The following is a 24389-nucleotide window of genomic DNA, read 5'->3' on the forward strand; positions in this document are numbered from 1 at the left end:
GGCCGGCCCACCACAACCCCTTGAGGAGGGCGGCGGCTCCGCCGCCGGCTTGGCGCGCACATGTTCGAAATCGGCTGGTCGGAGCTGATGCTCATCGGCATCGTGGCGCTGATCGTGATCGGCCCGCACGAGCTGCCCACGGTGCTGCGCACCGTGGGCAAGACCGTGGCCAAGCTGCGCCGCATGGCCGGCGAGTTCCAGGGGCAGTTCCAGGAGGCCCTGCGCGAGGCGGATATCGCCGACATGCGCAAGGAGATCACCGACATCACCGACAGCGCCCGCTCGACGCTGGCCACCGCCGACATGTTCGACCCGCTGAAGTCGATCCGCGAGGAGATCCGCTCCACCGTGGAGGGCGGCACCAAGACCGAGGCGCCGCGCCCCGAGGAGCCGAAGGCGCCGGATGCCCCGCCAGCCGCCGCCGCCGCCGCTGATCCCGCGCCCGCCGAGCTGATCCCGCCGCCGCCCGCCGAGCCTTTGCCGGCACCCAGCTTCGACCCGCCCGCCCCCGAGGCCGCGCCTTTGAGCGCGCCCGACAAGAGCGCCTCATGAGCGAGCAAGACGAGATCGACGCCTCCAAGGCCCCGCTGATCGAGCACCTGATCGAGCTGCGCTCGCGGCTGATCAAGTCGGTGGTGGCGTTCCTGATCGCCTTCTTCCTCTGCTTCACCTTCGCCAAGCAGATCTACAACATCCTGCTGTGGCCCTACGAGTTCGCCTCGGGCTTCGCGCCGGGCGTGAAGCTGATCTACACCGCGCCTCAGGAATTCCTGTTCACCCAGATCAAGCTCGGCATGTTCGGGGCGGCGTTCATCTCGTTTCCCGTGGTGGCGGCGCAGCTCTACATGTTCGTGGCCCCGGGACTCTACAAGCACGAGAAGAACGCCTTCAGGCCCTATCTGGTGGCGACCCCCATCTGCTTCCTGATCGGCGCGGCGTTCGTCTATTTCATCGCCATGCCGCTCGCCATGACCTACTTCCTGGGCATGCAGCAGGCGGGCGGCGACGGGCAGGCGGAAATCTCGCTGCTGCCGAAGGTGTCGGAGTATCTCTCCCTCATCACCACGCTGATCCTCGCCTTCGGCATCTGCTTCCAGCTGCCGGTGGTGCTGACGCTGCTGGCGCGCATCGGCATCGTCACCCAGGACATGCTGCGCAAGGCCCGGCGCTACGCCATCGTCGGCGTGTTCGTGGCGGCGGCGGTGCTGACCCCGCCGGACGTCATCAGCCAGCTCTCCCTTGCCCTGCCGACGCTGCTTCTCTACGAGGTGTCGGTCTATCTGGTGGGCATCGTCGAGAGGCGGCGGGCGGCGGAAGAGGCGGCGCGCAACGCGGCCGACGCCTCGACGCCGGCAAGCTGAGCGGCGGCGGGGCCTTTTCCGGAGAACGCGGTTTTTGGGCGCGGGGCTTCCCTCGGGCCGTCATGCCCCGGCTTGTCCGGGGCATCCACGCTTCCGTCGGCCGCGGGCTTGAGGGAGAGGTGGATGGCCCGGACAAGCCGGGCCATGACGCATGAGGGGGATGCCGGTCGCAGCCCGCTTCACAAGGCGGAGCGTCTCATGCACGACATCAAGTGGATCCGCGAGGAGCCGGGCGCCCTCATCGGCGCGCTGGCGCGGCGTGGCGGTGGATCGGACGCGGCTGCTGCCGAGGGCAAGGCGCTGGTGGACGCGCTCCGCGCTCTCGACGAGGAGCGCCGCGCCAATCTCACCAAGCTCGAAGGCCTGCTGGCGCGCCGCAACGCGGCCTCCAAGGAGATCGGCCAGGCCAAGGCCAAGAAGGACGAGGCCACCGCCGCCGCCCTCATGGCCGAGGTGGCCAAGCTCAAGGAGGAGGTGCCGGCGCTCGAAGCCGAGGTGAAGCGCATCGATGCGGAGCTTGAGGCCAAGCTCGCCGGCATCCCCAACGTGCCGCTGGCCGAGGTGCCGGACGGCAAGGACGAGCACGACAACGTTCCGAAGTCGTCCTTCGGCGGCACGCGTGACTATGCCTTCGCGCCGAAGCAGCATTTCGAGATCGGCGAACAGCTCGGCCAGATGGATTTCGAGACCGCCGCCAAGCTCTCCGGCGCCCGCTTCGTGGTGAACAAGGGCCCGCTTGCGCGGCTTGAACGGGCGCTGGGCCAGTTCTTCCTCGACGTGCACACAAGCGAGCACGGCTACATGGAGGTGAACCCGCCGCTGCTGGTGCGGGATGAGGCCATGTTCGGGACGGCGCAGCTGCCGAAGTTTGAGGATGATCAGTTTGGGACGTATGCAGGCAGCGAAACTTCAATTTCTTACGGGCAAGCGAAGTTTGATCTGATAACAAAGGATAATTCGCCCGACGACCCGTCTCACGCGGAGATTTTGAACTACATTGATCAGGTTCGGTTATCCGGCCGACGAAAGCTCTGGCTCATCCCCACCGCCGAAGTCCCGCTGACCAACCTCGTGCGCGAGTCCATCCTCTCCGAGGAGGAGCTTCCGCTGCGCCTCACCGCCTGCACGCCCTGCTTCCGGGCGGAAGCCGGCGCGGCGGGGCGGGATACGCGCGGCATGATCCGCCAGCACCAGTTCACCAAGGTGGAGCTGGTCTCCATCACCACGCCGGAAAGATCCATCGAGGAGCACGAGCGCATGCTCGCCTGCGCCGAGGCGGTGCTCAAGAAGCTGGACCTGCACTACCGCGTGGTCACGCTCTGCACCGGCGACATGGGCTTCGCCTCGCAGAAGACCTACGACATCGAGGTCTGGCTGCCGGGGCAGGGGGCGTATCGAGAGATCTCCTCCTGCTCGGTGTGCGGCGACTTCCAGGCCCGCCGCATGAATGCCCGCTACCGCCCCGCCGAGGGGAAAGGCCCGCGCTTCGTCCACACGCTCAACGGCTCGGGCGTCGCCGTCGGCCGCGCCTTGGTGGCGGTGATGGAGACCTACCAGCAGGAGAACGGCGCCATCGCCGTTCCGGAGGCGCTGAAGCCCTATATGGGCGGCCTCGAACTGGTGGAGAAGCTGAAGTAGCCCCACCGCCGCATGCCCCGCCGCAAACCCTCTCCCCCCACGGGGAGAGGGCAGGGTGAGGGGGCTGGGCGCTTCCCATTTGAAGCCGGGGCCCCGCCCGGCGCCACCCCTCTCCCCGCTTTCTCCCACAAGGGGAGAGGGGGCGCGAACGGCGGGGCCGGCGCCCCTCCGACAGCGGGCACCTCTCCCTCTCCCGCGTGCGGGGGAGGGCCGGGGAGGGGGAAAGCGCCGCCTCTGATTTCACTGCCCTTTGCGGATGGGCTCCCATTCTCGCAGCAACCACCGCGCCTGCCCCCGGCCTGCCCCCACCCTGACCCTCCCCCGCACGCGGGAGAGGGGACGCAAATGCTCAGGTCTGGGTCTATCGCGGATGACGGCCGATTTCGCGCCACGTCATGCCCCGGCCTGTCCGGGGCATCCACCATGGGTCAGCGCGCCGCCTGGACTGCCCCCCGGGGCGTGTGGATCATTGGATTCCCCGGACAAGCCGGGGGTTGACGGTGGTGATGAAAGGGGCGCGAACGGTTGGGCCGGCGTCCGTGCCGAATGCCGGTCCGGCGCCCTGCATGGCGCCCCGCAGGGCGAAGGGCGCGTCTCCTCTCTCTCCCCTCGCGGGAAAGGGGCCGGGGGTGAGGGGGCGCCCGCGCGCGCAGGCCCACGCATAAGCCCGCGCCGAGCCATTCCGTCCGCGCGCTTTCCATCGGCGCGGCGCGCCGCTAGCTTCGCCGCGCCCCTCCCGCCCCGCGGCACCAGGAAACCGCCCGTGACCGACCTCATCGGCCTCGCCTTCCCCTTCTTCGGCCTGATCTTCCTCGGCTATTTCTGCGGGCGCGTGGTGAAGCTGCCGGAGGCGGGGCTCGCCTGGCTGTCCTTCTTCATCATCTATGTGGCGCTGCCGGCGCTGTTCTACCGTATCGTCGCCCAGACCCCGTTCGAGGAGCTGGCCAACGGCGCCTTCATCCTCGCCGTCCTCGCCTCCACCGCCACCTGCGCCCTGATCGCGCTGGGGCTGGGGCTGTTCTTCCGCAAGGGCAATATCGGCGAGGCCGCCATCGCCACCACGGTCGGCGCCTATGCGAACGTGGGCTACATGGGCCCCGGCCTCACGCTGGCGGCCCTGGGGCAGGGGGCGGCGACGCCGGCGGCGCTCATCTTCGCCTGCGACAGCGTGTTCTTCTTCACGCTGGTGCCGCTGCTCATGGCCATGCGCGGCGGCCAGCACGAGAGTCTCTGGACCACCTTCGGCATCATCGTGAAGCGGGTGCTGACCCACCCGTTCAACATCGCCACCCTGCTCGGGGTGCTGGCGGCGGCGATCAAGTTCCAGGAGCCGGCAGCCATCGCCAAGATGCTGGACTTCCTGAAGAACGCCGCCGCGCCCTGCGCCCTGTTCACGCTCGGGGTGACGGTGGCGCTAAGGCCCTTGCGGCGCGTGCCGGCGGAGCTGCCGCCGCTGCTCGGCCTGAAGCTGCTGGTGCATCCGGCGATCGCGCTGGTGTCGCTGTCGATCTTCGGCGGCTTCTCGCCCGCCTGGACCCAGACCCTGCTGCTGATGGCGGCGCTGCCGCCGGCGCTCAACTGCTTCGTGCTGGCGCGCCAGTACCACACCTATGTGGAGGAGGCCTCCGCCGCCGTGCTGGTGGGCACGCTGGTGTCGGTGGTGACGGTGACGGGCATGCTCTATCTGCTGCGCGAGCAGCTGATCCCGCTCGATCTGTTCCCCTGAGGCGAGCGGACGCCCGTCCTCTCAGAAGCCCACCGCGGTCCCGGCGAGGTCGTAGGGGCCGGCGGCCTCGATCTTCACGGTGGCGATCTCGCCCACGCGCAGCGGCCGGCGGGCGGCGATCCTCACCGTGCCGTCGATCTCCGGCGCGTCGCCCTTGGTGCGGCCGATGCCGCCGCCGGGCGTCACCTGATCGACGATCACCTGCTGGCGCGTGCCCACCTTCTTCTTCAGGCGGCGGGCGGAGATGGCCTGCTGGGCGCGCATGAAGCGGTCGTGTCGCTCGGTTTTTACCTCGTCCGGCACCGGATCGGCGAGCGCGTTGGCCTCGGCGCCGCGCACCGGCTCGAACTTGAAGCAGCCGGCGCGGTCGATCTGCGCCGCCTCCAGGAAGTCGAGAAGCTCCTGGAACTCGGCCTCGGTCTCGCCCGGGAAGCCGACGATGAAGGTGGAGCGCACGGTGAGGTCCGGCACCGCCCGCCGCCACGCCTCGATGCGCGCCAGCGTCTTCTCCTGCGAGGCCGGGCGCTTCATGCGCTTGAGCACGGTGGGGCTCGCGTGCTGGAACGGAATGTCGAGATAGGGCAGCACCTTGCCTTCCGCCATCAGCGCCATGATCGGGTCGACGTGCGGATAGGGATAGACGTAGTGCAGGCGCACCCAGGCGCCGAGCTCGCCGAGCGCGCGCGAGAGGTCGACGAAGCGCGCGGCCACCTCCTTGTCGCCGAAGGGGCTCGGCGCATAGCGGATGTCCTGGCCGTAGGCGGAGGTGTCCTGCGAGATGACGAGCAGCTCCTTCACCCCCGCCTTCACCAGCTTCTCCGCCTCGCGCAGCACCTCGCCGGCCGGGCGCGAGACCAGGTCGCCGCGCAGCTTGGGGATGATGCAGAAGGTGCAGCGGTTGGAGCAGCCCTCGGAGATCTTGAGATAGGCGTAGTGGCGCGGGGTGAGCTTCACCCCCTGGTCGGGCACGAGGTCGAGGAACGGGTCGTGCCGGGGCGGCACCGCCTCGTGCACCGCCGCCAGCACGCTCTCATATTGCTGCGGGCCGGTGATGGCGAGCACGCTCGGATGGGCTTTCAGGATGTCCTCGGGCTCGGCTCCCATGCAGCCGGTGACCACCACGCGCCCGTTCTCGGCCAAGGCGTCGCCGATGGCGGAGAGGCTCTCCTGCTTGGCGCTGTCCAGGAAGCCGCAGGTGTTCACGATGACGAGATCGGCGCCCTGGTGGGTGCGCGTCAGCTCGTAGCCCTCGGCGCGCAGGCGCGTGACGATGCGCTCGCTGTCCACCAGCGCCTTCGGGCAGCCCAGCGAGACGAAGGAGATGCGGGGCGACTTCTCGGCGGTCTCGGCCATGGGGCGCGGCGGTTCTTTCGAGGGGTTCAAGGGAAGGCGCAGCCGTTACGGGAGCGGCGCGCCGGCGTCAATCCCGGACCCGGAGCGCCCGCGCCCGGTTACCTCTTGTCGGGGATGGAATAGGTCGCGACGCAGTGCGCCACCAGATCCTCGCTGCCGCCGCCGCGCAGCGCCACGTCGCCCACCGCCAGGCGCTTGCCGAGCTTGATGATGCGGGCATCGGCGAACACCGGTCCCGGCGCCGGCTTGCGCAGGAAGTTGATGGAGAGGTTGGTGGTGACCGCCAGCGCCACCCTGCCGATCTGCCCCAGCAGCGCGGCGTAGACGGCGACGTCGGAGAGCGCCATCAGCGCCGGGCCGGAGACCGTGCCGCCGGGGCGCAGGTGCGCGTCGTCGGCGTCGAGGCGGATGGTGGCGGTGCGGTGGCCGAGCGCCACCACGTGGTGCGGGCGGGTCGGGCCGAAGGCCTGCGGGAACACCTCCCTCAGGAAGTCCTCGAGCTCCGCCGCCGTCATCACCGTCCCCGAAGCCATGGTCCGCTCTCCCAAGGGCGCCGCTCGCGCCCGGCACGCGACCTGAATAAGATGGGCGGCGAAAACGTCAATGCGCCGCCGGCGAGCCGCGCGGCGTTGCAGGACCGGAAGGACGCCGCATGACCCTTCACCCCGCCGCCAACGAAGGCGCCGCCCCCGTGCTGACCAGCGCGGTGGCGGACGGCGTGTGCACGCTCACGCTCGCCCGGCCGCAGGCGCGCAACAGCCTGTCCGAGGCGATGATGGCGGCGCTCTCCTCGGCGCTCGCCGGCATCGCCGCCGATCCCGAGGTGCGCGCCGTGGTGCTGGCGGCGGACGGCCCGGTCTTCTCCGCCGGGCATGACCTCAAGGAGATCCAGGCGCACCGGGGCGATGCCGATCGCGGCCGGGCCTATTTCGCCGACGTGCTCGCCCGCTGCTCGGCGCTGATGACCGCCATCGTCCGCCTGCCGCAGCCGGTGATCGCGGCGGTGGAGGGCATGGCGACGGCGGCCGGCTGCCAGCTGGTGGCGAGCTGCGACCTCGCGGTGGCGGGCGGGAAGGCCCGCTTCTGCACGCCGGGGGTCAATATCGGCCTGTTCTGCCACACGCCCATGGTGGCGCTCTCGCGCAATCTCGGCCGCAAGCACGCGCTGGAGATGCTGCTGCTGGGCGAATGGGTGGAGGCGCAGGAGGCGCATCGCATGGGCCTCGTCAACCGCGTGGTGCCGGCGGGGGAGGCGCTGGCGGGAGCGCAGGAGCTGGCGCGGCGCATCGCCGCCAAGTCCACGGTGCCGGTGAAGCTCGGCAAGGAAGCCTTCTACGCCCAGATGGAGATGGGCCTCGACGACGCCTATGCCTATGCCAGCCGCGTCATGACCGAGAACATGCTCGCCCGCGACGCCGACGAGGGCATCTCCGCGGTGCTGGAGAAGCGGCCCGCGAGCTGGGAGGACCGGTAGGCCCCCGGGCCGGCGGCGCCTGATCTCGCTCAATGCGGGCTTTTCCGCATCGCAGCATAAGCAGGGCTCGCGGGAGAGCCAGCGCCATGACCGATCTGCAGGAAGCCTCCGTCGGCACCGTTCTCGTGATCCAGGGCCATCCCGACCCCAAAGGCGGCCATCTCTGCCACGCCCTGGCGCAGGCCTATGCGGACGGGGCGCGCAGCGCCGGCCACCGGGTGGTCGTGGTGGACGTGGCGCGGCTCGACTTCCCGCTGCTGCGGTCGCAAGCCGACTTCCTCACCGGCGAGGCTCCGCCCGAGCTCGCCGAGGCGCGCGGGGCGCTGCTGGAGGCGCGGCACGTGGTGATCTTCTTCCCACTCTGGCTCGGCAGCATGCCGGCGCTGCTCAAGGGCCTCCTGGAGCAGCTCATGCGCCCCGGCTTCGCCTATGCCTACGGGGCGGACGGGAAGGGCTTCCCGAAGCCGCTGCTGAAGGGGCGCACGGCGCGGATCGTGGTGACCATGGGCATGCCGGCGCTGGCGTTCCGGCTCTGGTTCCTGTCGGCCGGGACGGCGATCCTGAAGCGCAACATCCTCGGGCTGGTCGGCATCGCGCCGGTGCGGTCCACGCTGATCGGCGGCGTCGAGCGCCTGAGCGCTCGCGCGCGCGAGCGCTGGCTCCAAGCCATGTCGGCGCTGGGCAATGCCGGCCGGTAATGAGATAAGACGCCGCCCGAACGTCCCTTAAGCGGCTGCATTTCAGCGTGAATTTAAATGGTGCGATAACACCGTTTTTATAAGGCATTGAAAAAACATATGTATTTCTATGTTTGCGGCGTTGACGCTGCGCGGGGCGTCCGCTAAAAGCCCTCTCCATCGCCGGGCGCCCTCGCGTCCGGCCTTCTTATTCGGATGATCCCCATGAAGACGTATTCGGCCAAGCCCGCCGATATCGAGAAGAAGTGGGTGGTGATCGACGCCAGCGGCCTCGTGGTCGGCCGCCTCGCGACCATCATCGCCATGCGCCTGAAGGGCAAGCACCTGCCCACCTACACCCCGCACGTGGACTGCGGCGACAACGTCGTCGTGGTGAACGCGGAGAAGGCGGTGTTCACCGGCCGCAAGAAGGACCAGAAGGTCTATTACCACCACACCGGCTTCCCGGGCGGCATCAAGGAGCGCACCGCGAAGTTCATCCTCGAGGGGCGCTTCCCCGAGCGCGTGATCGAGAAGGCGGTGGAGCGCATGCTCGCGCGCGGCCCGCTCGGCCGCAAGATCATGGGCAACCTGCGCGTCTACAAGGGCCCGGCCCATCCGCACGAGGCCCAGCAGCCGGTCGCCCTCGACGTGGCGGCGCTCAACCGCAAGAACGTGAGGAACTGAACATGGCCGAGATTCTTCAGTCCCTCGACGCCCTCGGTTCGGCGGGCGTGGTGGCGGTGGCCCCGGAAGCTCCGGTCCACGTCCAGAAGCTGGACAAGTTCGGCCGCGCCTATGCCACCGGCAAGCGCAAGGACGCGGTGGCCCGCGTGTGGGTTCGTCCCGGCACCGGCAAGATCACCGTCAACGACCGCGACATCGAGGTCTACTTCGCCCGTCCGGTGCTGCGCCTGCTGATCAACCAGCCGTTCCAGGCCGCGGCCCGCGAGGGCCAGTACGACGTGGTGTGCACCGTCTCCGGCGGCGGCCTCTCCGGCCAGGCCGGCGCGCTGCGCCACGGCATCTCCCGCGCGCTCACCTACTACGAGCCCGAGCTGCGCAGCCCGCTCAAGAAGGGCGGCTTCCTGACCCGCGACAGCCGCGTGGTCGAGCGCAAGAAGTACGGCCGCGCCAAGGCCCGCCGTTCGTTCCAGTTCTCGAAGCGCTGATCGCGGAATTCACGTTCCGATGGGAGACGGCGGGGCCTCTGGCCCCGCCGTTTTCGTTTGGGAGGGCAGGGGGGGCGAGGCGGGGGCGAGACCGGGTCGGCCGGCCCCTCACGCCGCCCGGCTGCCGACGCCGAGGCGCATCACCGCGCGGCGCAGGGGGCCGACGCGGTCGAGCAGATATAGGCCGAGCCCGCGCACGCTCTGCACCGGCAGGAATTCCGACAGCAGCGAGCGGTTGAGCAGGTCCACCGCCGCCATGCGGGCCTCGATGTCGCGCCTGCGCGCCGCCTCGTAGCGCTCCAGCAGAGCCGGATCGCCCGGATCACGCCCGCGCGCCCGCGCCTCACCGGCGAGCGCCACCAGCCCCGCCGCGTCGCGCAGGCCGAGATTGAGCCCCTGCGCGCCGATGGGCGGCATGATGTGCGCCGCCTCCGCCGTCAGCGCCACGCGCGGGGCGACGAGGCGTTGCGCGGTCTCGGCCGCCAGCGGGAAGGCGCCTCGGCCCGCTTCCATCTCGAACGCGCCCAGCAGGGAGAAGCAGCGCGCCTCCAGCTCCCGCGCCAGCTCCGCGTCCGGCAGGCCCATGAGGCGCACCGCCTCGCGGTCGCTCACCACGCAGACGATGGAGGAGCGGTTCCCCGGCAGCGGCACCAGGGTGAACGGGCCGGTCTCGGTGTGGAATTCGGTGGAAGTGTCCTCGTGGGGCCGGGTGTGGCGCACCGTGGCGGTGAAGGCCACCTGCGGATAGTCGCGCCGCCGCATGGAGATGCCGCAGGCCTCGCGCACCCGCGAGGCGCGCCCGTCCGCCGCCGCCACGAGGCGGGCCGACAGCGCGGTGCCGTCCGCGAGCGCGAGACGCGCCGCGTCGGCCTCCACCGCGAGGCCCGTGAGCGAGGTGCGGAAAATGGAGAGCGCCGGCTCGGCCTCGGCGGCGGCGAGGAGGCCGAGCCGCAGGTCGTCGTTGGCGAGATTGTAGCCGAAGGCGTCGAGGTCGATCTCGGCCGAGCGGAACGTCACCTCCGGCGCCCGCACGAGGCGGCGCGTGGCATCGACGATGCGCAGGTCCCTGAGCGGCGCGGCCTTCGGCGCCACCTCGTCCCACAGCCCGAAGTCCTTGAGGATGCGCACCGAGCCGTCCAGCAGCGCGGTGGTGCGGTGATCAACGCCGCGGGCCGGCCCGGTGACCAGGGCGGTGGGAACGTCCGCCCGCGCGAGGCCGAGCGCCAAGGCGAGGCCCGCCGGGCCGGCGCCCACCACCGCCACGTCGAAGCTCGTCCGGTCCGCCATGTGCCGCTCCCGCCGTTTTCTGTCATGCCCGCCCGCCGGCCGGGCCGGCGGCGACGGCGCAATCATAGGCCCAAGGGGCGCTCGGGTCGCGCGGCCGGTTGACCCATCCCGGCGCATGGCGGCCGTGCCGAAAGTCCCCTTGATGACCGCATGGAAGCACGGGAAAACTAGAGCGCGCGCCGATCGGCTTGCAACGCAAGCTGCTCGGATCACGCGTTCTCTACCATTAAGTTGGAGGGCGATTCACCGATCAAATGGCTGCAACTTGATCGGATCGCGCTCCAAGGCCACCTCGGGGGCTCGCGGCAATGGAATGGATCGCTTCGCCGGAAGCGTGGGCGGCGCTGGTCACGCTCACCGCCATGGAGATCGTGCTCGGCATCGACAATGTGGTGTTCATTTCGCTGCTGGTGCAGGGCCTGCCGCCGCACATGGCGCTGCGTGCCCGGCAGATCGGCCTTTCGGCCGCGCTCGTCATGCGCATCGGCCTGCTGTTCGCGCTGTCCTGGCTGATCGGGCTCAAGGAGCCGGTCTTTTCCGCCTTTGGCTACGGCTTCTCCTGGCGCGACCTGATCCTGATCGGCGGCGGCGGCTTCCTGATCGCCAAGGCGACGCACGAGATGCATGCGACGGTGGAGGGCGAGGACGAGGACGAGCTCGACGCGGAGATGAGCGTCGGCGCGCGGGCCCGCCGCAGCTTCTTCCTGCTGGTGGGGCAGATCGTCATCATCGACATCGTGTTCTCGGTGGATTCGATCCTCACCGCCATCGGCATGGCCGAGCACGTGGAGATCATGGTGACGGCGGTCATCATCGCGGTAGGCATCATGTTCATCGCCTCCGGGCCGCTGAGCGCGTTCATCGCCGCCCATCCCACCACCAAGATGCTGGCGCTCGCCTTCCTGGTGCTGATCGGCGTGACGCTGGTGGCGGACGGCTTCGGCGTTCATGTGCCGAAGGGCTACATCTACGCCGCCATGGCGTTCTCGGTGATGGTGGAGGTGCTCAACGTCGCCGCCTCCGGCCGGCGCCGGCGCCGCGCGGAGGCCCGCAAGTCCAGGGCGTGAAGGCAAAAGGCAAGAAAGAGCAAAAGGCAAGAAAGAGGACCGGGAGTGGGGAGGTTCGACGGCCAAGGGAGGGTCCCATGTCAGATCGCGTGCTTTCCGATCGCGTTCTTCTCGTCACCGGCGCCAGCCGGGGCATCGGCGCCGCCACCGTGCGGCTCGCCGCGCAGGAGGGCTATCGCATCGCCCTCAATTATGCCTCCGCCGACAGGGAGGCGGAGGAGACCGCCGCCGCCGCCCGCGCCGCCGGCGCCGAGGTGGAGCTGTTCAAGGCCGACGTGTCCCGCCCGGCGGAGGTGGAGCGCCTGTTCGCCGAGGTGGACGCCCGGCTGGGGCGCCTCACCCATCTCGTGAACAATGCCGGCATCACCGGCCCGGCCAGCCGGTTCGCCGACATCCCGGCGGCCGAGCTGGCGCGCGTGCTCGACCTCAACGTCACCGGCGCGCTGCTGGTGGCGCAGGCGGCGGCGCGGCGCATCTCCATCGCTCATGGCGGGGCGGGCGGCGCGATCGTCAACGTCTCCTCCATGGCGGCCCGGCTCGGCGCGCCGGGGGAATATGTCTGGTACGCCGCCTCGAAGGGCGCCATCGACAGCCTGACGGTCGGGTTGGCGCGGGAATTGGGGCCGGAGCGGGTGCGGGTGAACGCGGTCGCCCCCGGCCTCATCGAGACCGGCATCCACGCGCGCTCCGGCCAGCCGGACCGGCTCGCGCGCCTCGCCCCCACCATCCCGCTGGGCCGGCCGGGCACCTCCGAGGAGGTGGCGCGCGCCATCCTCTGGCTGCTCTCCGATGCGGCGTCCTATGTCACCGGCGCGGTGCTCAACATCTCGGGCGGGCGCTGAGGGTGCTTGCGGGTGGCGGGGCCGGCCCTATGATCCCGCACCTTGAGGAAGAAGCGGGAGGCGCGCCATGGTCCATGCGGTAAGGGTTCACCAGACGGGCGGTCCCGAGGTGCTCACCTACGAGGAGATCACCGTTCCCGCGCCCGGACCCGGCGAGGTGCAGATCCGCCAGACCGCCATCGGCCTCAACTTCATCGACGTCTACTTCCGCACCGGCCTCTACAAGGCGCCGCAGCTGCCGTTCGTGCCCGGCAGCGAGGGCGCCGGCGTGGTGGAGGCGGTGGGGCCGCACGTGGAGGGCTTCCACGCCGGCGACCGCGTCGCCTACGCCATGGCGCCCGGCGCCTATGCCGAGGTGCGCAACATCCCCGCCACCATGCTGGTGCACCTGCCGGCCGCCATCGACGACCGCACCGCCGCGGCGATGATGCTGAAGGGCATGACCGCGCAGTATCTCGTCAAGCGCATCCATCACGTGAAGCCGGGCGACGTGGTCCTGGTCCAGGCCGCGGCCGGCGGCGTCGGCCTCATCCTCACCCAGTGGGCGCACCAGCTCGGCGCCACCGTGATCGGCACCGTGGGCTCGAAGGACAAGGCGGAGCTGGCGCGCGCCCATGGCTGCGACCACGTCATCCTCTACCGCGAGGAGGACTTCGTGCACCGCGTCAAGGAGATCACCGCCGGCAAGTTGTGCGACGTGGTCTATGACGGCATCGGCCAGGCGACCTATCCTGCCTCGCTCGACTGCCTGAAGCCGCTCGGCCTGTGGGTGTCGTTCGGCAACGCCTCGGGAGCGATCAGGAACTTCGACCTGCTGGAGCTGTCGAAGCGCGGGTCGCTCTACGCCACCCGGCCGACGCTCGCCACCTTCGTCGCCAAGCGGCACGATCTGCTGGCCACCGCCAACGACCTGTTCGAGGCGGTGCTGGGCGGCGGGGTGAAGATCCCGGTCCACCAGACCTTCGCGCTCAAGGACGTCCGCAAGGCGCACGAGGCGCTGGAGGGCCGCGGCACCACCGGATCGACGCTTTTGCTGCCGTGACGCAAAGCGCGCCTTGCGCGCGCCACGCTTCCCGCCGATATTCAAACAACAACAAAGAACGGGGCCGGCCGCCGATGGATTCGGGCCAACGGCGCGCCCCGCTCGTGCTGCGACGGATCGTTCGGCCATGATGCGCCAATACGAGCTGGTCGAGCGCGTTCGACGGTACAATCCAAAGACCGACGAGGCGCTTCTCGACCGCGCCTATGTCTACGCCATGAAGGCGCACGGCAGCCAATTGCGGGCGTCGGGCGACCCCTATTTCTCGCACCCGCTGGAAGTGGCGGCGATCCTCACCGACCTGAAGCTGGACGACGCCACCATCGTCGCCGCCCTGCTGCACGACACCATCGAGGACACCGACGCCACCAAGGCCGAGATCGAGCGCCTGTTCGGCCACCAGATCGCGACCCTGGTGGAGGGCCTCACCAAGATCAAGAAGCTCGACCTCGTCTCGAAGCAGGCCAAGCAGGCCGAGAACCTGCGCAAGCTGCTGCTGGCCATCGCCGACGACGTGCGGGTCCTGCTGGTGAAGCTCGCCGACCGCCTGCACAACATGCGCACCCTGAAATGGGTGCCGCCGGACAAGCGCGACCGCGTCGCCCAGGAGACGCTGGACATCTACGCCCCGCTCGCCGCGCGCATGGGCATGCAGGACATGCGCGAGGAGCTTGAGGACCTCGCCTTCCGCCAGCTCTCGCCGGAGGCGTATGAGAGCATCACCACCCGCGTCTCCGAGCTGCGCCAGCGCAACGGCCCGCTGGTGGAGGAGATCGAGCGCGAGCTGAGGGACGAGCTCGCCCGGCGCGGCATCGAGGCGGACGTGAAGGGGCGCGAGAAGCGGCCCTATTCCATCTGGGGCAAGATGGAGCGCAAGGCCATCGGCTTCGAGCAGCTCTCGGACCTCTACGGCTTCCGCGTGATCGTGCGGAGCGTCGACGAGTGCTACCGCGCGCTCGGCGCGGTCCACACCAATTGGGCCATCGTTCCGGGCCGGTTCAAGGACTACATCTCCACCCCCAAGCCCAACGACTACCGCTCGCTGCACACCACTTTGATCGGCCCGCGCCGCCAGCGCGTCGAGCTGCAGATCCGCACCCGCGACATGGAGGAGATCGCCGAATACGGCATCGCCGCCCACGCGCTCTACAAGGACCCCTCGGGCGAGCCGGGGCCCATGCTCTCCAACGAGAGCCGGGCCTATGCCTGGCTCAGGAAGACCATCGAGAACCTGTCCCAGGGCCTCTCGCCGGAGGAGTTCCTGGAGCACACCAAGCTCGAGCTGTTCCACGACCAGGTGTTCTGCTTCACCCCCAAGGGGCGGCTGATCGCGCTGCCGCGCAAGGCGACGCCGATCGACTTCGCCTATGCGGTGCACACCGACATCGGCAACACCGCGGTGGGCTGCAAGATCAACGGCACCATCGCCCCGCTGGTGTCCGAGCTGAAGAACGGCGACGAGGTGGAGATCATCACCTCCAAGGCCCAGTCGCCGCCGGGGGCGTGGGAGACCATCGCCGTCACCGGCAAGGCGCGGGCCGCGGTGCGCCGGGCGACGCGCACGGCGGTCAGGGCGCAATATGCCGGGCTCGGCCGCAAGATCGCCGAGCGCGCCTTCGCCCGCGCCGCCAAGGTCTTCTCCGAGGACCAGGTGGCCAAGGCGACGCCGCGCCTCGCCCGCGCCGCGCCCGAGGACGTGTTCGCCGCCATCGGCCGCGGCGAGATCAAGCCCGAGGACCTGGTGCGCGCGGTCTATCCCGAATGGCTGCCGCCGCGCGCCGACGAGCGCGTGAACGGCGAGCGCGCGCCGAACGGCGAGGGGTGGTTCGAGCTGAAGCGCGCCCACAACCTCAAGTTCAAGATCCCCGAGGGCGCCAGCGCCGAGCGGCTCGACGCCATCCCCATCCGCGGCATCAACGGCGACCTGCCGGTGCGCTTCGCGCCCAATGGCGGGGCGGTGCCCGGCGACCGCATCGTCGGCATCCTGACGCCGGGGGAGGGCATCACCATCTATCCCATCCAGTCCCCGGCGCTGCAGCACTTCGAGGACAAGCCGGAGCACTGGCTCGACGTGCGCTGGGACCTCGACGAACTCTCCGACGGCCGTTTCCCGGCGCAGATCAGGGTGACGGCGCGCAACGAGCCTGGCTCGCTGGCCCAGGTGGCCGGCGCCATCGGCGACCGCGGCGGCAACATCGAGGGCCTCCAGATGCGCACCCGCTCGGCCGACTTCACGGAGATGCTGATCGACGTGGAGGTGTTCGACCTGCGCCATCTCAATGCCATCGTCGCGGACTTGAAAGCGCGGGCGGTGGTTTCAAGCGTCGAGCGCGTCAACGGCTGACGCGCCTGCTTTCTCGGGAGCAACCTCACATGCAGGCAATCCGGCCGATCCGGCTCGGCGTCAACGTGGACCATGTGGCGACGGTGCGGAATGCCCGCGGCGGCGCGCTGCCCGACCCGGTGCGGGCGGCGCTGCTGGTGCAGAAGGCCGGCGGCGACGGCATCACCGCGCACCTGCGCGAGGACCGGCGCCACATCCGCGACCTCGACATGGAGCGCCTGAAGGCGGAAATCTCCATCCCGCTCAATTTCGAGATGGCGGCCACCGACGAGATGATCGCCATCGCCCGCCGCATCCGGCCGCATGCCTGTTGCCTCGTGCCCGAGAAGCGCGAGGAGCGCACCACCGAGGGCGGCCTCGATGCCGCCGGCCAGTTCGCCGAGCTTCGGCCGCGCATCGCGCTGCTGAAGGAGGTGGGCACCCGCGTCTCGCTGTTCGTGGCCGCCGACGCGGCCCAGATCGAGGCCGCGCGCGGCCTTGACGCCGACATCGTCGAGCTGCACACGGGCGCCTGGTGCGATGCCCGCGCCGAGGGGCGGGCGGCCGAGGCGCAGGCGGAGTTCTCGCGCATCGCCGCGGCGGCGCGGGAGGCCCACGGCCTCGGCCTGGAGGTCCATGCCGGCCACGGGCTCGACTATGACAGCGCGGTTCTGGTCGCGGCCCTGCCGGAGGTGGTGGAGCTGAACATCGGCCACTTCCTGGTGGGGGAGGCGATCTTCGTCGGGCTGGAGGCGGCCGTGCGGCGCATGCGCGAGGCCATGGACCGGGGCCGGGCATTGGCGGCGCGGGGCGCGGCCGACGGGGCGGCGGCATGATCCTCGGCATCGGCTCGGACCTTGCCGACGCGCGGCGCATCGCCCGCTCCATCGAGCGGTTCGGCGAGCGGTTCCTGGAGCGCGTCTTCACTCCCGTGGAGCGGGCCAAGGCCGACCGGCGCCGCCTGAGGGCCGAGACCTACGCCAAGCGCTTCGCCGCCAAGGAGGCCTGCGCCAAGGCGCTGGGCACCGGGCTGAGCCACGGCGTGTTCTGGCGCGACATGGGGGTGGTGAACCTGCCCTCGGGGCAGCCGACGCTGGAGCTCACCGGCGGGGCGGCGCGCCGGCTCGCGGCCATGCTGCCCGCCGGCCATGAGGCGGTGATCCACCTGACCATGACCGACGAGGGCCCGCTGGTCTCGGCGCAGGTCATCATCTCCGCCATCCCCCGCCGCGGCTGAGCCCGCGCCCGCGCTTCCGCCCGGCGCACGCCGGTGGCATCGTGGGGCCGAGGGGGAGGGGCAATGGACACGCTCGCCAACGAGATTCTGCACTGGACCACCCGCGCCATCGAGGTGGCCGGAACCGCCGTCATCGTCTACGGCATCCTTTCGGCGCTGGTGCTGCTGGGGCGGGGCGCGCTGGCGGGCCGGACCATGGTCGCCTCGTTCCGGCAATGCCGCTCCTCGCTCGGCATGGCGATCCTGCTGGGGCTCGAATTCCTGGTGGCGGCGGACATCATCAACACGGTCGCCATCGAGCCCTCGCTCCAGAGCCTCGCGGTGCTGGCCGGCATCGTGCTTGTGCGGACCTTCCTGTCGTTCTCGCTGGAGATCGAGATCGAGGGCCGCTGGCCCTGGCAGCGCGCGCAGGCGGCGGCGAGCCCGGCCGACGAGGAGGCGCCGGCGAAGGCATAGGGCGGAACGACGGTCATCGCCCGAAGCCCGCTGCGGCTGGCAAGCGCCGTCATGGCCGGGCTTGTCCCGGCCATCCACGCTTTGCGGCGTGGCGCGCACATCCGGAACGGGGCGCCGGCGGCGCGGCGTGGATGCCCGGCACGAGGCCGGGCACGTGGCCGGGCATGACGGAGCGCGAGGACCGGGGGTTTTGCCTGTCGCTGCGTCGCCGCCATCGGCACGGTCGCCATCGACGGCCCGAGCCAAGAAGCGGTGATGCCTTGCCCGCCTCACGTTGCCGCCCGGTCGCGAAGCCTCTATAGGGGGGAGGACCGTGCGGGCAGGGCCTCCAGGGTGCGCCTCACCTCCTTTTCGGCGCAGTTTGCTGCACACTGCGCGCGCATGAAATCTGGACCCTCGTCGAACTTGGCCCCTCGTTGAACTTGGACCCTCGATGACCGCGACCAGCGATTCGAAGAAAGAGGGCGGCTTCCTGGAGACCGTCCGCGTCATCATCCACGCGCTGCTGATCGCGCTGGTGATCCGCACCTTCCTGTTCCAGCCGTTCAACATCCCCTCCGGGTCCATGAAGGACACGCTGCTGATCGGCGACTACCTGTTCGTGTCCAAGTACAGCTACGGCTATTCGCGCTACTCGCTGCCGATCACGCTCGACCTGTTCTCCGGCCGCATCTTCGGCGCCGATCCGGCGCGCGGCGACGTGGTGGTGTTCAAGCTGCCGAAGGACAATGCGACCGACTACATCAAGCGCGTGGTGGGCCTGCCGGGCGACAAGATCCAGATGATCGGCGGCGTGCTCAACATCAACGGCGTGCCGGTGAAGCGCGAGCGCCTGTCCGACATCACCGAGGACGACGGCTCGGGCCGCAAGGTGCTGGTGAAGCGCTGGCGCGAGACGCTGCCCAACGGCGTCACCTACGAGACCCTCGATCTGGTCGACAACGGCATGTACGACAACACGCCGGTCTACGACGTGCCGCCCGGCCACTTCTTCATGATGGGCGACAACCGCGACAACTCCCAGGACAGCCGCGTGCTGAGCCAGGTGGGCTACGTGCCGTTCGACAACCTGATCGGCAAGGCCCAGGTGATCTTCTTCTCCATCGATGAAGGCGCGGCGGCGTGGCAGGTGTGGAACTGGCCCTGGACGGTGCGATGGGACAGGCTGTTCAAAACGGTCAACTGACCGGCGCCGCGGACGATCTGGCCGCCCTCGAAGGGCGGCTCGGCTATCGATTCAACGATCGCGCGCTGCTGGAGCTGGCGCTCTCCCACATCAGCGCGGTGAAGGGCGAGGCGCCACGGCGCCGCTCCTACCAGCGCCTGGAATTCCTCGGCGACCACGTGCTCGGCTCGGTGGTCTCGCACATGCTGTACGAGGCGTTCCCGGAGGCGGAGGAGGGCGAGCTCTCGCGCCGGCTCGCCGAGCTGGTGCGCGAGGAGGCCTGCGCCGAGGTCGCCGCCGACCTGGACATGGGCGCCCATATCCGCCTCGGCCCCGGCGAGAGCCAGTCGGGCGCCAGCAAGCGCCGGGCGATTCTCGCCGACGTGGCCGAGAGCGTGGTGGCTGCGGTGTTCCTCGACGGCGGCTACGACGCGGCGCAGGCGCTGGTGGAGCGCCTGTGGCGCGGGCGGCTCGAAGCGCCGCGCCGGCCGCTGCGCGACGCCAAGACCGTGCTCCAGGAATGGGCCCAGGGCCGCGGCCTGCCGCCGCCGGTCTACCGCGACGTGGGGCGCTCCGGCCCCGACCACGCCCCGCGCTTCACGGTGCTGGTGGACCTGCCGGGCCTCGACCCGGCGGAGGCGACCGGCGCCTCCAAGCAGGCGGCCCAGAAGGCGGCGGCCGCCGCCTTCCTGGTGCGCGAGGGGGTCTGGACCGGCGAGGCGCAGGCGCAGAGCGGGGCCTGAGGCCGCGCCGGGGCGCGCCATGGCCGGAGCGCCGGCGAAAAGTGATAGAATTGGGTTTCAAGGGTCGAAGGATCGGCCGCGGCGTCGGCCGCCGGCCCCAGTGAACGGGACGACATGAGCGGCAAGACAGGCGGCCGGGGCAAGCCCCCCGGCAAGGACGGGGACACGAAGATCGAATCCGGGGCCGAGACCGCCGCGGCGGCGCCCGGCCGGGCTGCGCCCGGCGGGGAGGGTGCGCAGGACCTGGAGGCCGACCTCGCGGGCACCGCCTTCGACCCGGCGGCGGAGGACGACCTCGACGACGACCTCGACGACGCGGATCTGGACGACGGCGACCTCGAGGACGGCGAGCGGGACGACGAAGGGCTGGACGAGGCCGATTTCGACCTGGATCAGGCCGGTCCGTCCCGTGGTTCCGCGCTTCCGGAGGGGCCGACGCGCTGCGGCTTCGTGGCGCTGATCGGCGCGCCGAACGCCGGCAAGTCCACCCTCACCAACGCTCTCGTCGGCACCAAGGTCTCCATCGTTTCCCACAAGGTGCAGACCACCCGCGCCATCGTTCGCGGCATCGCTTTGGCCGGCTCGGCCCAGCTCATCCTGGTGGACACCCCCGGCATCTTCGCGCCCAAGCGCCGGCTGGAGCGGGCCATGGTCTCCTCCGCCTGGACCCAGGCCGCCGACGCCGACGTGGTGGCGCTGCTGGTGGACGCCAAGCGCGGCCTCGACCCGGAGGTCGAGGGCCTGCTGAAGCCACTCGCCGACATCCGCCGCCCGCGCGCGCTGATCCTCAACAAGATCGACCTGATCCGCCGCGACACATTGCTGGAGCTTGCTTCCAAGCTCACCGAGCAGGTGGCTTTCGAGCGCGTGTTCATGATCTCGGCGCTCACCGGCGACGGCATCGAGGACGTCAAGGCCTGGTTCGCCCAGGCGGTGCCGCCCGGCCCCTGGCTCTATCCCGAGGACCAGATCTCCGACGCGCCGATGCGCATGCTCGCCGCCGAGATCACCCGTGAGAAGATGTTCCTGCGCCTCCACGACGAGCTTCCCTACCGCTCGACGGTCGAGACCGAGAGCTGGAAGGAGTTGCGCGACGGCTCGGTGCGCATCGAGCAGACGATCTTCGTGGAGCGCGAGAGCCAGCGCAAGATTGTTCTTGGGAAAAGCGGCGCCACCATCAAGGCGATATCATCGGAATCCCGCGGGGAGATTTCCGAGATCATCGAGCAGAAGGTGCATCTCTTCCTGTTCGTGAAAGTGCGCGAGAACTGGGCCGACGATCCCGAGCGCTACCGCGAGATGGGCCTGGAATTCCCGAAGGGATAGCCGGCGGTGGAATGGAGCGACGAGGGCATCGTTCTCGGTGTCAGGCGCCACGGGGAGGGGGGCGCCATCGTCGAGCTCCTGACGCGCCGGCGCGGGCGCCATCTCGGCATCGTGCGCGGCGGCGCCTCGCGCCAGCAGTCGAGCGTGCTCCAGCCGGGAAACACCGTGCTCGCCACCTGGCGGGCGCGGCTGGAGGAGCACCTCGGCAACTTCCTGCTGGAAGCGAGCATCCTGCGGGCGGACCGGCTGATGGCGCGCGCCCATGCCGCCTTCGGGCTCTCCCACATGGCGCAGCTGCTGCATCTGCTGCCGGAGCGCGATCCCCACGAGGGGCTCTACGACACCACCGGCGCCATCCTCGACGCTTTCGAGGACGCAGGCACCGCAGGGATGCTGGTGGCGCGCTTCGAGCTGGCGGTGCTCGCCGAGCTGGGATTCGGGCTGGAGCTGGAGGCCTGCGCGGCCACCGGCGGGCGCAACGACCTTGTCTATGTCTCGCCCAAGAGCGGGCGCGCCGTGAGCCGCGAGGCGGGCGCGCCCTATCACGAGCGGCTGTTCCCGCTGCCGGGCTTCTTCCTCGGCGCCGTCGCGCCGCCGGAGCCGGACGAGGTGGAGGCCGGGTTGCGAATCACCGGCCATTTCATCGCCACGCGGGTCCTGGAGCCGCGCGGGCTGGCCTTTTCGCCCGCCCGCGCGTCCTTCATCGCGGCGTGGCGCCGCAGCGCCGCGCCGCCGGGTGGATGATCACCAGCAGGGACGGCCCCAGCCGGGTCCGCAGCGTGGGCCCACCCAGACGCTCTGGCAGCGCGTGACCCAGCGCCAGCGGCCGTAGCGCCATACGCGCACCTGGCGGCAGACGCGCCGCCACCGCACCTCCTCGGCGCCGGCCTGGGCCTGGACCGGGCCGAGCAGGGTCGCGCCGGCAGAACCCAGGGACCCCGCCGAGGCAGGCGATGCCGCCGCCAGGAAACCAAGCACCAGGGCTCCGCCCGCGGCCAATGCCAGTTTCTTCATTGTCCATCCTCCATTCGGACGTACCGGCCAACCGGCCCGCCCGCCTTGTCCCGCCTGCTCACGCTAGGGGACGGCTGAGGCGGCAGTTTGTCGGAACATCGTCCGGCTTCCGCTTAACGCGCTGAATTCGCGAAAGTTTCCGCCACAATCCCGCGCGGTATCCTGGAACCTTGCGCGGACGTGGGGCACGCCCCGAAAAGCGGCTTGCCGCGCCTTCTGGCGCGCGGTAACTGCGGTCCATGGCAACCCGCATCCTCCCGCCCGGCGACGGGCACATCGAACCGGTGGCGCTGAAGGCGGCGCTGGAAGAGCGCTATCTGGCTTATGCGCTCTCCACCATCATGCACCGGGCGCTGCCCGATGCGCGCGACGGGCTCAAGCCCGTCCACCGCCGCATCCTGCACGCCATGCGCCAGCTGAGGCTCGACCCCGGCCAGGGCTTCAAGAAGTCCGCCCGCGTGGTGGGCGACGTGATCGGCAAGTTCCATCCCCACGGCGACCAGTCGGTCTATGACGCGCTGGTGCGGCTCGCCCAGGATTTCGCCCAGCGCTACCCGCTGGTGGACGGGCAGGGCAATTTCGGCAACGTGGATGGCGATAACGCCGCCGCCATGCGGTACACCGAGGCCCGCCTCACCGAGACCGCGCGCCTGCTGCTGGACGGCATCGACGAGGATGCGGTCGACTTCCGCCCCACCTATGACGGCTCGGAGGAAGAGCCGGTGGTGCTGCCGGCGGCGTTCCCGAACCTGCTGGCCAACGGCTCCCAGGGCATCGCGGTCGGCATGGCCACCTCGATCCCGCCCCACAACGCGGCCGAGCTGCTGGACGCGGCGCTCTATCTGATCGAGCACCCGGACGCGATGGCGTTCGACCTGCTGAAGTTCGTGCCCGGCCCGGACTTCCCCACCGGCGGCATCCTGGTGGACGACCCGGTCGGCATCGCCGAGGCCTATGCCACCGGACGCGGCTCGTTCCGCGTCCGGGCGCGCTGGGAGAAGGAGGAGACCGGCCGCGGCACCTACCACGTGGTGGTGACGGAAATCCCCTACGGCGTCGCCAAGTCGCGCCTGGTCGAGAAGATCGCCGAGCTGCTCACCGACAAGAAGCTGCCGCTGCTCGCCGACGTGCGCGACGAGAGCGCCGAGGACATCCGCTTGGTGCTGGAGCCGCGCGCCCGCACCGTGGATGCCGAGGTGCTCATGGAGAGCCTGTTCAAGCTCACCGAGCTCGAAGCCCGCGTGCCGCTGAACATGAACGTGCTGGTGAAGGGGCAGATCCCCAAGGTGCTGTCGCTCGCGGAGGCGCTGCGCGAGTGGCTCGACCACCGCCGCGACGTGCTGCTGCGCCGCTCGCGCTACCGGCTCGACCAGATCGCCCATCGCCTCGAAGTGCTGGGCGGCTACCTCGTCGCCTATCTGAACCTCGACGAGGTGATCCGCATCATCCGCGAGGAGGACGAGCCGAAGGCCTCGCTGATCGCCACCTTCTCGCTCACCGACGTGCAGGCGGAAGCGATCCTCAACATGCGCCTGCGCTCTTTACGGCGCCTGGAGGAGATGGAGATCAGGAAGGAGCACGACGCCCTCAGCGAGGAGCAGGACAAGCTCAACAAGCTGGTGGGCTCGGAGGGGGCGCAGTGGCGCGCCATCGCCAAGGAGATCCGCGAGACCCGCAAGACCTACGGCCCCGAGACCGCCATCGGCCGGCGCCGCACCACCTTCGCCGCCGCCCCTGTGGTGCACGAGGACGCCTTCACCGAGGCGCTGGTGGAGCGCGAGCCGGTGACGGTGGTGGTCTCGCAGAAGGGCTGGATCCGGGCGCTGAAGGGTCACGTGCAGGACCTCTCGAACCTCCAGTTCAAGGGCGACGACGCGCTCGGGCACGCCTTCTTCGCCGAGACCACCTCGAAGGTCATGGTGCTCGCCACCAACGGGCGCTTCTTCACGCTCGACGCCTCGAAGCTGCCAGGCGGGCGCGGGCACGGCGAGCCGGTGCGGCTCATGATCGACCTGGAGCAGGAGGTGGAGATCGTCTCGGTCTTCGCCTACCAGCCGGGGCGCAAGCTGCTCATCGCCTCCAAGGAGGGGCGCGGCTTCGTGGTGAGCGAGGACGACTGCGTCGCCAACACCCGCAAGGGCAAGCAGGTGCTGGTGGTGGACGCCCCCGACGTGGCGCTCGCCGCCGTGCCGGTGGAGGGCGACACGGTGGCGGTGATCGGCGACAACCGCAAGCTGCTCCTGTTCCAGCTCTCGCAGGTGCCGGAGATGGCGCGCGGGCGCGGCGTGCGGCTGCAGAAGTACCGCGAGGGCGGGCTCTCCGACCTCAAGGTGTTCGCGCTCGACGACGGTCTCACCTGGCAGGACACGTCCGGGCGCACCTGGACCGTGAAGCTGCCGGAGGTGGCCGAATGGCAGGGCGAGCGGGCCTCGGCCGGCCGCCTGCCGCCGAAGGGCTTCCCGCGCACCAACACCTTCGGCTGAGCC

Annotated in this window: 24 protein-coding genes; 20 read left to right on the plus strand and 4 right to left on the minus strand. The window is 70.2% G+C overall.

Going from position 1 to position 24389, the window contains the following annotated elements; all coding sequences use genetic code 11:
* Positions 1–60: 60 nt before the first annotated feature.
* From tatB to V5F67_RS12670, 4 genes are all read left to right on the plus strand, one after another.
* Positions 61–552 carry a Sec-independent protein translocase protein TatB gene (tatB, locus tag V5F67_RS12655; protein WP_394017509.1) on the plus strand — a complete coding sequence of 164 codons (492 nt, stop codon included), beginning with the start codon at positions 61–63 and terminating at the stop codon, positions 550–552.
* Entirely contained in the window at positions 549–1361 is an 813-nt protein-coding gene (gene tatC, locus V5F67_RS12660) for a twin-arginine translocase subunit TatC (protein ID WP_394017508.1), read from the plus strand. Before tatB ends, tatC begins: the two co-directional genes overlap by 4 nt.
* A gap of 198 nt (positions 1362–1559) precedes the next feature.
* A complete protein-coding gene (gene serS, locus V5F67_RS12665) occupies positions 1560–2999 on the plus strand; it encodes a serine--tRNA ligase (protein ID WP_394017507.1) in 1440 nt (479 codons plus the stop codon).
* Positions 3000–3762: 763 nt separating this feature from the next.
* Positions 3763–4725: an AEC family transporter gene (locus V5F67_RS12670; protein WP_394017506.1), complete on the plus strand. Its 963-nt coding sequence runs from the start codon at positions 3763–3765 to the stop codon at positions 4723–4725.
* A gap of 21 nt (positions 4726–4746) precedes the next feature.
* On the opposite strand, the gene rimO is transcribed toward V5F67_RS12670, so the two are convergent.
* Complete coding sequence (gene rimO, locus V5F67_RS12675; RefSeq protein ID WP_394017505.1) at positions 4747–6078, minus strand: 30S ribosomal protein S12 methylthiotransferase RimO; 1332 nt, start codon at positions 6076–6078, stop codon at positions 4747–4749.
* Between the two features lie 98 nt (positions 6079–6176).
* Entirely contained in the window at positions 6177–6611 is a 435-nt protein-coding gene (locus tag V5F67_RS12680; protein ID WP_394017504.1) for a PaaI family thioesterase, read from the minus strand.
* 119 nt (positions 6612–6730) lie between these two features.
* Between V5F67_RS12680 and V5F67_RS12685 the strand changes: the two genes are divergently transcribed.
* The 4 genes from V5F67_RS12685 (at position 6731) to rpsI (ending at position 9401) form a co-directional block, all read left to right on the plus strand.
* Positions 6731–7552 carry an enoyl-CoA hydratase gene (locus tag V5F67_RS12685; RefSeq protein WP_394017503.1) on the plus strand — a complete coding sequence of 274 codons (822 nt, stop codon included), beginning with the start codon at positions 6731–6733 and terminating at the stop codon, positions 7550–7552.
* 86 nt (positions 7553–7638) lie between these two features.
* Entirely contained in the window at positions 7639–8250 is a 612-nt protein-coding gene (locus tag V5F67_RS12690) for an NAD(P)H-dependent oxidoreductase (protein WP_394017502.1), read from the plus strand.
* A 204-nt stretch (positions 8251–8454) separates the two neighbouring features.
* A complete protein-coding gene (rplM, locus tag V5F67_RS12695; RefSeq protein WP_394017501.1) occupies positions 8455–8916 on the plus strand; it encodes a 50S ribosomal protein L13 in 462 nt (153 codons plus the stop codon).
* A 2-nt stretch (positions 8917–8918) separates the two neighbouring features.
* Positions 8919–9401 (plus strand): 30S ribosomal protein S9, encoded by a 483-nt coding sequence (gene rpsI, locus V5F67_RS12700; RefSeq protein WP_394017500.1) that lies wholly within the window; start codon positions 8919–8921, stop codon positions 9399–9401.
* A 108-nt stretch (positions 9402–9509) separates the two neighbouring features.
* Here rpsI and V5F67_RS12705 read toward each other — a convergent pair whose 3' ends face one another.
* Positions 9510–10688 carry a UbiH/UbiF family hydroxylase gene (locus V5F67_RS12705; protein ID WP_394017499.1) on the minus strand — a complete coding sequence of 393 codons (1179 nt, stop codon included), beginning with the start codon at positions 10686–10688 and terminating at the stop codon, positions 9510–9512.
* A gap of 308 nt (positions 10689–10996) precedes the next feature.
* On the opposite strand from V5F67_RS12705, the gene V5F67_RS12710 reads away from it, so the two are divergent.
* From V5F67_RS12710 to recO, 11 genes are all read left to right on the plus strand, one after another.
* Positions 10997–11755, plus strand: a complete 759-nt coding sequence (locus V5F67_RS12710; protein ID WP_394017498.1) for a TerC family protein — start codon at positions 10997–10999, stop codon at positions 11753–11755.
* Positions 11756–11832: 77 nt separating this feature from the next.
* Entirely contained in the window at positions 11833–12597 is a 765-nt protein-coding gene (locus tag V5F67_RS12715) for an SDR family oxidoreductase (RefSeq protein ID WP_394017497.1), read from the plus strand.
* 67 nt (positions 12598–12664) lie between these two features.
* On the plus strand, positions 12665–13639 hold the full coding sequence (locus V5F67_RS12720) for a quinone oxidoreductase family protein (RefSeq protein ID WP_394017496.1): 975 nt from the start codon (positions 12665–12667) through the stop codon (positions 13637–13639).
* 127 nt (positions 13640–13766) lie between these two features.
* The gene (locus V5F67_RS12725; protein WP_394017495.1) at positions 13767–15983 is read left to right on the plus strand and encodes a RelA/SpoT family protein; all 2217 of its coding nucleotides are present in this window, start codon (positions 13767–13769) and stop codon (positions 15981–15983) included.
* A 29-nt stretch (positions 15984–16012) separates the two neighbouring features.
* Positions 16013–16798: a pyridoxine 5'-phosphate synthase gene (locus V5F67_RS12730; protein WP_394017494.1), complete on the plus strand. Its 786-nt coding sequence runs from the start codon at positions 16013–16015 to the stop codon at positions 16796–16798.
* On the plus strand, positions 16795–17199 hold the full coding sequence (gene acpS, locus V5F67_RS12735) for a holo-ACP synthase (RefSeq protein WP_394017493.1): 405 nt from the start codon (positions 16795–16797) through the stop codon (positions 17197–17199). The genes V5F67_RS12730 and acpS overlap by 4 nt, the downstream gene beginning before the upstream one ends.
* 63 nt (positions 17200–17262) lie before the next feature.
* Entirely contained in the window at positions 17263–17655 is a 393-nt protein-coding gene (locus tag V5F67_RS12740; RefSeq protein ID WP_394017492.1) for a DUF1622 domain-containing protein, read from the plus strand.
* Positions 17656–18088: 433 nt separating this feature from the next.
* Positions 18089–18841: a signal peptidase I gene (gene lepB / locus V5F67_RS12745; protein WP_394017491.1), complete on the plus strand. Its 753-nt coding sequence runs from the start codon at positions 18089–18091 to the stop codon at positions 18839–18841.
* A complete protein-coding gene (rnc, locus tag V5F67_RS12750) occupies positions 18811–19563 on the plus strand; it encodes a ribonuclease III (protein WP_394017490.1) in 753 nt (250 codons plus the stop codon). The genes lepB and rnc overlap by 31 nt, the downstream gene beginning before the upstream one ends.
* Positions 19564–19950: 387 nt before the next feature.
* Complete coding sequence (gene era / locus V5F67_RS12755; RefSeq protein WP_394017815.1) at positions 19951–20889, plus strand: GTPase Era; 939 nt, start codon at positions 19951–19953, stop codon at positions 20887–20889.
* Positions 20890–20895: 6 nt separating this feature from the next.
* Positions 20896–21633, plus strand: a complete 738-nt coding sequence (recO, locus tag V5F67_RS12760; protein WP_394017489.1) for a DNA repair protein RecO — start codon at positions 20896–20898, stop codon at positions 21631–21633.
* Here recO and V5F67_RS12765 read toward each other — a convergent pair whose 3' ends face one another.
* Positions 21634–21903 carry a hypothetical protein gene (locus V5F67_RS12765; RefSeq protein WP_394017488.1) on the minus strand — a complete coding sequence of 90 codons (270 nt, stop codon included), beginning with the start codon at positions 21901–21903 and terminating at the stop codon, positions 21634–21636.
* Positions 21904–22142: 239 nt separating this feature from the next.
* Here V5F67_RS12765 and parC point away from each other — a divergent pair, with 239 nt between their 5' ends.
* A complete protein-coding gene (parC, locus tag V5F67_RS12770; RefSeq protein ID WP_394017487.1) occupies positions 22143–24386 on the plus strand; it encodes a DNA topoisomerase IV subunit A in 2244 nt (747 codons plus the stop codon).
* The last annotated feature ends 3 nt before the right edge of the window (positions 24387–24389 follow it).

Source organism: Xanthobacter pseudotagetidis, assembly GCF_043194795.2.
Lineage (GTDB): Bacteria > Pseudomonadota > Alphaproteobacteria > Rhizobiales > Xanthobacteraceae > Xanthobacter > Xanthobacter tagetidis_A.